Raw genomic sequence first — 10,509 nt, forward strand, 5'->3', positions numbered from 1 at the left:
GGAATTGCTGTTCTGTGCCCGCTCGGTTGCGCTTCAGGCTAGCCCGTACCGATCGGATACGCCCTGGTGGGCGGTCCGGACGGACTGGCCCCGCCGGGCGGCCGGGGCACCGGTACGCTGCCGTACGCCGTTCAGGACCCGTCAGAGAGGCAGCCCCACCTGTGACTGCGATTCCCCAAGGCCGTATCCGCCGGGCCGCGTTGGTGAGCGCGGCATGCGTAAGCCTGGCGGTGACGGGAGCGACGGTACTGACGGGGTGCAGCGAGGATCCGGACGCGGGAACCAACGGGGTGGGCAAGCTGCCCGCCGAGCAGATCCAGGCGAAGACGCGGGCGGCGGCGCAGGCGGCGCCGGCGGTGCGGCTGTCCGGGACGGTGGTCACCAGTGGCCGCACGTACACCCTGGACATGCAGCTGAAGGCCGACGGCGGCACCGGCTCGGTCACCTCCAAGGGCGGGACGTTTCGGCTGCTGCGGGTCGGCAGGCAGCTGTATCTGAAGGCCGACGGGGACTTCTGGAGCCACGCGGGGGACGCGGCTGCGGGCAAGCTCAAGGGCAAGTACGTGAAGGTGCCGCAGGGGGACCCCGCGTACAAGAAGTTCAGCGGCTTCACGGACAAGGACGTCCTCCTCTCGGGTCTGCTGACGCTGCACGGCAAGCTCTCCACCGACGGGCACCATGACCAGGCGGGTACCCGCACGATCCGCATCGCCGGCGACGACGGCTCCGGCGGCACCCTCGACGTCTCCCTCGAGGGCCGCCCCTACCCCCTCCGCCTCGTCCGCGCCGGCTCAGCCGGCACCCTCCGCTTCTCCGACTGGTCCAAGAACTTCAGCGTCACCCAGCCCTCGAAGTCGGAAACAGTCGACTACGGCAAACAACTCCCGACCTCCTAGGGCCGCCGCTGGAGCGGCAGTGCTTCGTACGGGGCCCGGCGACAGGCGGGTGGACCCGGCGGACCGGTCGGTCGTGGGCCGGTGGGCGGTCAGGCGTGCCGGCCGGTGAGTCGACGTACTCGGTGGGCGGTGGAGCCGGCGCACCGGATGTCGATGCGGCAATGGGCCGGTGGAGCAGGTGGACCGGCGGGTGCTCCTGGGCGTCGGTGTGCCGGCGATCCCGATTGTCACCCACGTCCGCCGCGCGACCACGACGGTGCCGACCGGCGGTGCCGAGCGCAGCTCAGCCGGTGCGGGCCCGGGCCCCGGCAGCCTCGTCGATGCCCGGCGGCGTCGGCCCGCTCCGTTACTTTCTCTTCCGTTTCGCCAGCAGCCGCGGCAACCCCGCCGGGACCGGCCGCCGTGTCGTCGCCGGGGACGGCAGCGGGGGCTGGGACAGGCTGTCCGAGGGCAGCGGTGCGACCGGACCCGCCGGCACCAGGCGGAGCACCCTGCACTCGCGGGCCCACCGCCCCGGCATCTCCTCCCCGTCGGCGGCGTTCAGCCGCTTCCCCTTCAGCTCCGCCACCACCGCTTCCCACTCGGGCGAGCCGGAGGCCAGTTCGCAGACGGTGGCCGGCCAGGTCACCAGCCGGCCGCCCTTGTCCTTGCTGCGCACGGTCACCTCGGCGGAGCCACCGTCGCTCAGCCCGGTCAGCGGCTGTTCCCCGGGCCCGTCACCGACCAGGCACACCGCACCCTCGTGCCACACGTGCCACAGCGCACGCGCCGCCGGGGCCCCGGCACCCCGGACCCAGACGAGGCCGGACTTCTTGGCGGCCTCCTCGATCAGGGCCTGGTCGAGCAGCTCACTTGTCATGCGCCCAGCCTATCCAGCGCCGCTCACAGCCAGCCGTTGCGCTTCAGCGTGCGGTGGATCCCCAGACACAGGACGACCGTGATGCCCATGATCACCGGGTAGCCGTACCTCCAGTGCAGCTCGGGCATGTACGTGAAGTTCATGCCGTACACCCCGCACACCATCGTCGGTACGGCGATGATCGCCGCCCACGCGGTGATCTTGCGCATGTCCTCGTTCTGCGCGACGGACGCCTGCGCGAGGTTGGCCTGGAGGATGGAGTTGAGCAGTTCGTCGAAACCCAGCACCTGCTCCTGGACCCGGGCGAGGTGGTCGGCGACGTCCCGGAAGTACTTCTGGATGTCCGGGTCGATCAGCCGCATCGGCCGCTCGCTCAGCAGCTGCATGGGCCGCAGCAGCGGCGCCACCGCCCGCTTGAACTCCAGCACCTCACGCTTGAGTTGGTAGATCCGCGCCGAGTCCACACCGCGCGAGACCCCGCCCCGGCCGGGCGAGAAGACCTCGGTCTCCACCTCGTCGATGTCGTCCTGCACCGCGTCCGCGACCGCGATGTAGCCGTCCACGACATGGTCGGCGATGGAGTGCAGCACCGCCGAGGGGCCCTTGGCGAGCAGCTCCGGGTCGTCCTGCAGCCGGTGGCGCAGCGCCCGAAGCGAGCCCTGACCGCCGTGCCGCACGGTGATGAAGAAGTCCCGCCCGGTGAAGCACATGACCTCGCCGGTCTCGACGACCTCGCTGTTGGCGGTGAGCCGGTCGTGCTCGACGTAGTGGATGGTCTTGAAGACGGTGAACAGCGAGTCGTCGTAGCGCTCCAGCTTGGGCCGCTGGTGGGCCTGGACGGCGTCCTCCACGGCCAGCGGGTGCAGCCCGAACTCACTGGCGATACCGGCGAATTCGGCCTCGGTCGGCTCGTGCAGGCCGATCCACACGAATCCGCCGTCGCGGCGCACCAGCCGCATCGCCTCCTGCGGGCTCAGCGGCGTGCCGCTCTCCAGCCGGGCGCCGTCGCGGTACACGGCGCAGTCCACGACGGCCGAGGGCGTGGCCGGGTCGCGTGTGGTGTCGTACGTCGTGCTCGTGTCCTTGCGCAGTGAGACACGGGACGACGGCCGGACCACAGCACGCAGGTCGCGGATCATCGACATGGGCAGGCTCCTTCGCAGGCGGGCGGCGACAGCGCCGGCGACGGGTGGAACTACCCGGAATGGGGACGTCCTGCAGAGGTCTTCCCGCCCTGGGGCAGGGAAAGATGTTTGGCACGTCCGCAAAGCGGGGAGCACCGCACCGTCGCGGTGGCGACTTCGCCACTGATGCAGAACTGATGAAGATCAGACAGATCAGGCAAAGCGAGACGAAGTGCTCTTCCGAGACGACGAAGCGAACGTGAAGGCGGCGGCCAGCCAGTAACTACATCAGCAGCCGGAAGAGCGAGTGGTACTACCAGGTCGACTTCGATCCATGACAGCCCCACCTCCTCCGGCCGGTCCCTCGTAAGGGAGTCTCGTCGGCGTCGGGACTCGACTGCGACGCTTCTGCGTGCTGCCCCGAACCACCGGCTCAGCGTAGCAGCCGCCCCACGTGTCAAGGCGCCGCTTTGCCCGCTACTGACGAGTTCTATGCTCACCGCATGGTTGATGTTCTCCCTCTCGTCGAGGCACGGTTGAACTCCGCGCTGGGCGAACCGGACGCGCGCGCCGCCGTCACCTTCCTCGGCACGGACCGCATCGAGGTGCTCCGATTCAGCGAGGGGGACGTCGTCCGTTACGCCACCCTCGGCATGTCCGCGCACCCCATGACCGATCCCACCGCGATGCTCGCCGACCCCGTCAAGGGCCCGCGCGCCGAACTGGTCCTGTCCGTCCGCGCCGGCCTCGCCGACACCGACAAGGTGCTCCGCCCGCTCGCCGTGCTCGCCGCGTCCCCGCAGGTCGAGGGCGTCGTCGTGGCCCCCGGCGCCTCCCTGGACGTGGGCGAGCCGCTGTGGCCCGGCGCCGCCTTCACCTCGGTCCTGGTCGGCGAGCCCGGCGGACTCGTCGAGGATCTGGAACTGGACGAGCCGATGGACCCCGTACGGTTCCTGCCGCTGCTGCCGATGACGCCGAACGAGGCCGCCTGGAAGCGGGTGCACGGGGCCCAGGCCCTCCAGGAGCGCTGGCTGACGCGCGGGACGGACCTGCGCGATCCTGCCCGCAAGTCCGTCCCGCTGGAGTGAGCAACCTCACCAAAGCCCGTCGGTGGTAAGTCAGTTGGCGAAGACGGTGACGCCGTCCTCGGCAGCGTGCCGCTGCTCCAGATCTTCCGCCTCGTGGGTGAGCGCGGCGCGCCGTACGACGACCACCACCGCGCCGAGCACCGCGGTGACCGCCGCGACCACGAACGGGACGTGGATGTCCGTCCACTCCTCGATCTTCGGCGCGAAGTACGGGGCGGCGGCGGCCGCGAACCAGCGGACGAAGTTGTAGCCCGCGCTCGCCACCGGGCGCGGCGCGTCCGACACGCCGAGGGCCAGCTCGGTGTAGACGGTGTTGTTCACACCGATGAAGGCGCCGGACAGGATCGTGCAGACGACGGCCGTGGTGTGGTCGCCGTAGCCGAGCACGAGGACGTCCGCCGCGAGCAGCACCAGCGAGCCACCGAGCACCTTCAGCGAGCCGAACCGCTCCTGCAGGCGCGGGGCCACGATCACCGAGAACACGGCGAGCAGCACACCCCAGGCGAAGAACACCGCGCCCGACCTGTACGGCGTCATGTTCAGCACGAACGGGGTGAAGGCCAGCACGGTGAAGAACGTGTAGTTGTAGAAGAACGCCGAGACCGCCGCCGAGGCCAGGCCGCCGTGGCCGAGCGCGCGGATCGGGTCCAGCAGCGAGGTCTTGCGGGCCGGCTTCGGCTGCTCCTTCAGGAACGCCGTGATGCACAGGAACCCGATCGCCATCAGCGTGGCGGTGCCGAAGAAGGGGTAGCGCCAGCTCACGTTGCCGAGGACCGCGCCGAGCAGCGGGCCGCAGGCCATGCCGAGGCCGAGCGCCGACTCGTAGAGCAGGATCGCCGCCGCGCTGCCCCCGGCCGCCGCGCCGACGATGACCGCGAGGGCGGTCGAGACGAACAGCGCGTTGCCGAGGCCCCACCCGGCCCGGAAGCCGACGAGCTGGCCCACGCTGTCCGACGTGCCGGCGAGGCCCGCGAAGACGACCACGAAGGCGAGGCCGAGCAGCAGGGTCCTGCGGCCGCCGATGCGGCTGGAGACGAAGCCGGTCAGCAGCATCGCCACCGCGGTGATCAGGAAGTACGAGGTGAAGAGCAGGGACACCTGGCTCGCGGTGGCGTGCAGGCCCTGCGCGATCGACGGCAGGATCGGGTCGACGAGGCCGATCCCCATGAAGGCCACGACGGAGGCGCCGGCCGTGGCCCACACCGCCTTGGGCTGTCGCAGGATGCTGCCGGCTCCCGCGTCGAAGGGGTCCATGTGCTGCTCCCGTCCCGGTGCTGAAGGGTTTCAGATGGTTGGTGTATGCACATAGTAAGTTAGTGTAGCTAATTAATGCAAGGTGCATTCAGTTCTGCCTGGTCAGGTGTTCCCCCCGGACGGGTGATCGTCCTTGACGTGACGCGGCAGAGCTAGGACCGTGGAGCCCTATGAGGGGCGAACCCAGTTGCCCGAAGTGTGGTGGCCGGGTCAGGGCTCCCGGACTCTTCGCCGATTCCTGGCAGTGCGATGTGCACGGGACGGTGTATCCGCTGCAGCCCGTGATCCCGCCCAGCGTCGAGGCCCTCGGTGTGGTGGTGCACCGTACGCAGGTCCCGGTGTGGATGCCGTGGCCGCTGCCGGTCGGTTGGCTGTTCACCGGCGTGGGCTATGCGGGGGACGACCGCAGCGGCGGCCGTGCCACGGCGGTGGCGTGCTCCGGCCCCGGCCCGCTCGGCGGCGTCGGTGAGCTGATCCTCGTCGCCGAGGAACTCGGCGTCGGCCTCGGCGCGTGGTACGCGGGCATCGACGCCCCGGACCCGGGGCCGTACATGAACGTCGAGAAGCCGCCCCAGGCCAAGGTGCTGGCCGCCGGCCGCCCCACCCCGCTCTGGCACGTCTCGGGCAGCCCCGACGACCGCGCCGTCTTCGCCGGCGAGGCGCTCGGGCTGTGGCTGTGGGCGGTGGTCTGGCCCGAGCAGTCCGGCCTGCTCATGTACGACGAGCTGGTGCTGACCGACCTGCGGGACGCGGGGGCGGAACTGGACCTCGTGCCGTGCGGGGCGCTGTCGCCGCGCCTGCTGCAGCCCTGACGGGTGCCGTAGGGGGCGCTGAGCGGGTTCGGGTGTGACAGGAGGGCGGGAAAACCCCGCTATCCTTAGGTGTCCCCCTTCCGTCATGTCCCTGTCTGGAGCCTGCCGTGCGCATCGACCTGCACTGTCACTCCACGGCATCGGACGGTACGGACACCCCGGCCGAGCTGGTGAAGAACGCGGCAGCGGCCGGTCTGGACGTCGTCGCGCTGACCGACCACGACACCACCCGCGGGTACGCCGAGGCGATCGCCGCGCTGCCCGAGGGGCTCACCCTGGTCACCGGCGCCGAGCTGTCCTGCCGCATCGACGGCATCTCCCTGCACATGCTGGCCTACCTCTTCGACCCCGAGGAGCCCGCCCTGCTCGCCGAACGCGAGCTGGTCCGGGACGACCGGGTGCCGCGGGCCCAGGGCATGGTGGCGAAGCTGAACGCGCTGGGCGTGCCGGTCACCTGGGAGCAGGTCGAGCGGATCGCCGCCGGCGGCTCCGTGGGGCGTCCGCACGTCGCCACCGCGCTCGTCGAGCTGGGCGTGGTGCCCACCGTGAGCGACGCGTTCACCGAACAGTGGCTGGCCGATGGCGGGCGGGCCTTCGTGGAGAAGCACGAGACCGACCCCTTCGAGGCGATCCGGCTGGTCAAGGGCGCGGGCGGGGTCTGCGTCTTCGCGCACCCGGCCGCCGCCAAGCGCGGCCGTACGGTGCCCGAGTCGGCGATCGCCGAGATGGCCGCGGCCGGGCTGGACGGCATCGAGGTCGACCACATGGACCACGACGCCGACGCCCGGGCCCGCCTGCGCGGCCTGGCCCAGGAGCTGGGTCTGCTGGTGACAGGGTCCTCGGACTACCACGGCAGCCGCAAGACCGTGACCCTCGGCGCGTACACGACCGACCCCGAGGTGTACGGGGAGATCACCCGGCGGGCCACCGGGGCGTTCCCGGTGCCGGGGACCGGCGGAGCCTGAGGCCGTCCGGCCCGACCGCGCCCGCCCGTAGTCCACGTCTTGGCCGACGTCCTCGTCACGTCCCGGTCGACGCCCTCACCCTCCCCCTTCCTTCCCTTCCTCCTGCAAGGCCTGCTGCTCCGTCATGTTCGACATCGCCGTCTTCGGCTCTCTGTTCCTGACCCTTTTTGTCATCATGGATCCCCCCGGGATCACCCCGATCTTCCTCGCGCTGACCGCCGGACGCCCTGCCAAGGTGCAGCGGCGGATGGCCTTTCAGGCCGTGTGCGTGGCGGGCGGGGTCATCGCCGTCTTCGGCGTCCTCGGCCATCAGATCCTGAACTACCTGCATGTCTCCGTCCCCGCGCTGATGATTGCGGGCGGACTGCTGCTTCTGCTGATCGCGCTCGACCTGCTCACCGGCAAGACCGACGAGCCCAAGCAGACCAAGGACGTCAACGTCGCCCTGGTGCCGCTCGGCATGCCGCTGCTGGCGGGCCCCGGTGCGATCGTGTCCGTGATCCTGGCCGTGCAGAAGGCCGACAGTGTGGCCACACAGGTCTCGGTGTGGACCGCGATCCTCGCGATCCACGCCGTGCTGTGGGTGGTGATGCGCTACTCGCTGCTGATCATCCGCGTCATCAAGGACGGCGGTGTGGTCCTCGTGACGCGGCTCGCGGGCATGATGCTCTCCGCGATCGCGGTGCAGCAGATCATCAACGGGATCACTCAGGTGATCCGGGGGAGCTGAGCAGCTGGTCTCGGCTCCCCCGGAAAGCTTGAGTGGCGTCGACGCGTTACGAGGCCGTGCTGTCGGCCGGGCGGATCCAGAGGCGCTGTCCTATGGCGGCGGCCTGCTGAACGATCCGGTTGACGGAGGCGGCGTCCACGACGGTGCTGTCCACGGTGGTGCCGTCGACCTCGTCGAGTCGCATGATTTCGAAGCGCATGGCTTCTCCCTTCGTCTGGTCATCCTCCTGCGGAGAACTACTGGGTGCTGAGGTGACGTGCTGTCGTACGTATGGAACGCCCTGCGTGTTACAAACATTCCCTACGCTAAAGAAATTTTTCGAACGACTAATTACTGACCAGTAAGCGGCGATCACGGGACTGACCGGGACCGGTTGTGTTCGCAGCGTGACCGCCGGGACAATGGAGGGGATGAACGACGACCTGGCGGCCCTCGCCGCCCGCATCGACCACACGAACGAGCTGCTGCAGCGCATGCTCGCCGAGGTGGCGAAGACGCCCTCGACCCACGCGATCTTCGTCGACGCGGGCTATCTGTACGCGGCCGCCGGCCGGCTCGTGGCGGGCACGGAGGACCGCCGGGCCTTCGACCTCGACGCCGAGGGCCTGATCGACGCGCTCATCGACAAGGCCCGCACGATCTTCGCGGACAGCCGGCTGTTGCGCGTGTACTGGTACGACGGCGCCCGTCGCCGCATCCACACCGCCGAGCAGCAGATCATCGCCGAACTGCCCGACGTCAAGGTCCGCCTGGGCAACCTCAACGCCAACAACCAGCAGAAGGGCGTCGATTCCCTCATCCGCACCGACCTCGAGTCCCTCGCCCGGCACCGCGCCATCAGCGACGCGGCCCTGCTCGGCGGCGACGAGGACCTGGTCTCGGCGGTCGAGGCGGCCCAGGGCTACGGCGCCCGCGTCCACCTGTGGGGCATCGAGGCGCCCGAGGGCCGCAACCAGGCCGAGCCGCTGCTCTGGGAGGTCGACAGCCAGCGCACGCTCGACCTGGAGTTCTTCAAGCCGTACGTCTCCCGTCGCACGTCCGCCGCCTACGAGGCCACCGCCGGAACCCGGCCCACCCGTGAGGACGTCCGCTTCGTGGGCGCCCAGATCGCGGCGAAGTGGCTCTCCGCGCGCGGCCGCGAGGCCCTGGTCGAACTCCTCCCCGGCCACCCCTATCTGCCCGGCTCCGTCGACCAGGACCTGCTGGTCGAGGCCGAGGCCGTGCTCCAGTACTCCCTGCGCGGCCAGGCGGACCTGCGCCGCGCCCTCAGGGACGGCTTCTGGGAGCACCTGCAGACGCAGTACTAGCGGGGCCGGGACGGCCCGCCCCGGTCCGGGCCGCCGTGGCGGTCGCGGTGGTCGCGGTGGTCGCGGTGGTCGCGGTGGTCGTGGCGGTCGCGGTGGTCGTCCCAGAAGTCGGCGATGGCGCGGGCCGTGGAGAGCGGCTGATCGGTGTTGGGCGAGTGCTCGGCGCCCTCGATGACCGTCCGCCGGGCCTTCAGCCGTACGGCCATCTCGTCGAGCAGCGCGAGCGGCCAGGTGTCGTCCAGCGCACCCGAGAGCACATGGAACGGCAGTGGTACGGCTGCCAGTTCGGCCACGCGGTCCGGCTCCCCGCACAACTGGCGCCCGGTGGCGAGGAGCTGCGCGGGCTTGTTGGCGAGCCAGCGGCGCCGCAGGTCGTTCCGGTTGTCCAGCCCGCCGTCGAGCCTGCCGGTGGCGGTCTCCTCGGGCGCCGCCTCCATCGCCTGGATCGCGTCCCACACCTCCGCCATCGACATCACGGCGAGCGCGTCCCGCAGCAGCTTCACGCGCTGCCGCTGGGAGGCGGAGATCTGGGCGGGGCCCGAGGCCATCAGGGTGAGTGAGCGGAAGGGGGAGTGGTCGATCAGCACGGCCGCGCGGGAGATCTGCCCGCCGAGCGAGTGCCCCAGCAGATGCAGGGGCCCCGCGTCGAGCGCCTCCGCCTGCGCGAGCACGTCCCTGGCCAACTCCTCCTGCGCGTAGGCGGATTCGTCGTCCTGTGGGCCGTCCGTCTCGTACTGGCCGCGTCCGTCGACGGCCACGGTCCGGTACCCGCGCGCGGCGAGCGGCACATGCAGCGGGTTGAAGTCCTCCTTGCTCCCGGTGAACCCCGGCAGCAGCAGCGCCACGCCCCTGGGCTCGACGCCCTCGGCCACGGGCGCGTCGACGACGGCGAACTCCCCACGCGCGGTCCGCAGGAAGTACGCGCGGGCACCGGGTGGCGGGACGAAGGTGGCAGGCCTGCTCATGGGGAGAGGCTATCGGGCGGGGACGTCGTGGGCCGGTGGGGGATCTGGCGAGGGCACCTGACGGGTCCGTCAGGTGGGGTCACCTGATGGGGCGCCGGAAACGGCGACGGCCCGCCCCACGGGAGTGGAACGGGCCGTCGCCGGACAGGGTGGAGCAGGCGGTGTGCCGGCTCAGCCTTCGGTGGCCGGGGCGGCCGCCGTGGCCTTGCGGGTACGGCGACGCGGCTTGACCTCCGGCTCCTCGGTCGCCTGTGCCGGAATCTCCGCAGCGGCCCCTTCGGCGACGGCCTTCCGCGTCCGCCGCACCTTCGGCGCGGCCACCTCGGCGGCGGCCTCGTCCGGTGCGGTGGCGGCCACGGCCTTCTTCCGGGTACGACGCGGCTTGGCCTCGGCTTCGGGAGCCTCGGGCGCCTCCGGGGCGGCTGCGGCCTTCTTGCGGGTACGACGCGGCTTGGCCTCGGCTTCGGGGGCCTCGGGTGCCTCCGGCGCGGTGACCGCGGTCTTGCGGG

The 10,509-nt window shown here is 70.9% G+C and carries 11 protein-coding genes and 1 pseudogene; 6 read left to right on the top strand and 6 right to left on the bottom strand.

Going from position 1 to position 10,509, the window contains the following annotated elements:
• Positions 1–161 precede the first annotated feature (161 nt).
• Positions 162–896, top strand: a complete 735-nt coding sequence (locus ACZ404_RS13610) for a hypothetical protein (protein ID WP_468439250.1) — start codon at positions 162–164, stop codon at positions 894–896.
• 346 nt (positions 897–1,242) lie between these two features.
• Here the strand turns inward: ACZ404_RS13610 and ACZ404_RS13615 are convergent, their stop codons facing one another.
• Together ACZ404_RS13615 and ACZ404_RS13620 are read right to left on the bottom strand one after the other, a co-directional pair.
• Positions 1,243–1,755, bottom strand: a complete 513-nt coding sequence (locus tag ACZ404_RS13615; RefSeq protein ID WP_468439252.1) for a hypothetical protein — start codon at positions 1,753–1,755, stop codon at positions 1,243–1,245.
• A gap of 23 nt (positions 1,756–1,778) precedes the next feature.
• A complete protein-coding gene (locus ACZ404_RS13620) occupies positions 1,779–2,900 on the bottom strand; it encodes a magnesium and cobalt transport protein CorA (protein WP_468439254.1) in 1,122 nt (373 codons plus the stop codon).
• A gap of 482 nt (positions 2,901–3,382) precedes the next feature.
• On the opposite strand from ACZ404_RS13620, the gene ACZ404_RS13625 reads away from it, so the two are divergent.
• The gene (locus ACZ404_RS13625) at positions 3,383–3,967 is read left to right on the top strand and encodes a suppressor of fused domain protein (RefSeq protein ID WP_468439256.1); all 585 of its coding nucleotides are present in this window, start codon (positions 3,383–3,385) and stop codon (positions 3,965–3,967) included.
• Between the two features lie 30 nt (positions 3,968–3,997).
• Here ACZ404_RS13625 and ACZ404_RS13630 read toward each other — a convergent pair whose 3' ends face one another.
• Positions 3,998–5,221 (bottom strand): MFS transporter, encoded by a 1,224-nt coding sequence (locus ACZ404_RS13630; protein WP_468439258.1) that lies wholly within the window; start codon positions 5,219–5,221, stop codon positions 3,998–4,000.
• A gap of 170 nt (positions 5,222–5,391) precedes the next feature.
• Here ACZ404_RS13630 and ACZ404_RS13635 point away from each other — a divergent pair, with 170 nt between their 5' ends.
• The 3 genes from ACZ404_RS13635 to ACZ404_RS13645 all read left to right on the top strand — a co-directional run bounded on the left by ACZ404_RS13635 (position 5,392) and on the right by ACZ404_RS13645 (position 7,728).
• Complete coding sequence (locus ACZ404_RS13635; protein ID WP_468439260.1) at positions 5,392–6,033, top strand: DUF6758 family protein; 642 nt, start codon at positions 5,392–5,394, stop codon at positions 6,031–6,033.
• Between the two features lie 107 nt (positions 6,034–6,140).
• Positions 6,141–6,998: a PHP domain-containing protein gene (locus ACZ404_RS13640; protein WP_468439262.1), complete on the top strand. Its 858-nt coding sequence runs from the start codon at positions 6,141–6,143 to the stop codon at positions 6,996–6,998.
• A gap of 124 nt (positions 6,999–7,122) precedes the next feature.
• A complete protein-coding gene (locus ACZ404_RS13645) occupies positions 7,123–7,728 on the top strand; it encodes a MarC family protein (RefSeq protein WP_468439264.1) in 606 nt (201 codons plus the stop codon).
• 46 nt (positions 7,729–7,774) lie between these two features.
• On the opposite strand, the gene ACZ404_RS13650 is transcribed toward ACZ404_RS13645, so the two are convergent.
• A complete protein-coding gene (locus ACZ404_RS13650; protein WP_392065734.1) occupies positions 7,775–7,927 on the bottom strand; it encodes a hypothetical protein in 153 nt (50 codons plus the stop codon).
• A gap of 211 nt (positions 7,928–8,138) precedes the next feature.
• On the opposite strand from ACZ404_RS13650, the gene ACZ404_RS13655 reads away from it, so the two are divergent.
• Positions 8,139–9,035: an NYN domain-containing protein gene (locus ACZ404_RS13655; RefSeq protein WP_468439266.1), complete on the top strand. Its 897-nt coding sequence runs from the start codon at positions 8,139–8,141 to the stop codon at positions 9,033–9,035.
• On the opposite strand, the gene ACZ404_RS13660 is transcribed toward ACZ404_RS13655, so the two are convergent.
• Together ACZ404_RS13660 and ACZ404_RS13665 are read right to left on the bottom strand one after the other, a co-directional pair.
• Entirely contained in the window at positions 9,032–10,000 is a 969-nt protein-coding gene (locus ACZ404_RS13660) for an alpha/beta fold hydrolase (RefSeq protein WP_468439267.1), read from the bottom strand. The two genes, ACZ404_RS13655 and ACZ404_RS13660, sit on opposite strands and share 4 nt — an antisense overlap.
• Positions 10,001–10,171: 171 nt before the next feature.
• Positions 10,172–10,509 (bottom strand): annotated as a pseudogene (locus ACZ404_RS13665) (DEAD/DEAH box helicase); the annotation flags it as partial.

The organism is Streptomyces sp. NPDC030798, assembly GCF_055572275.1.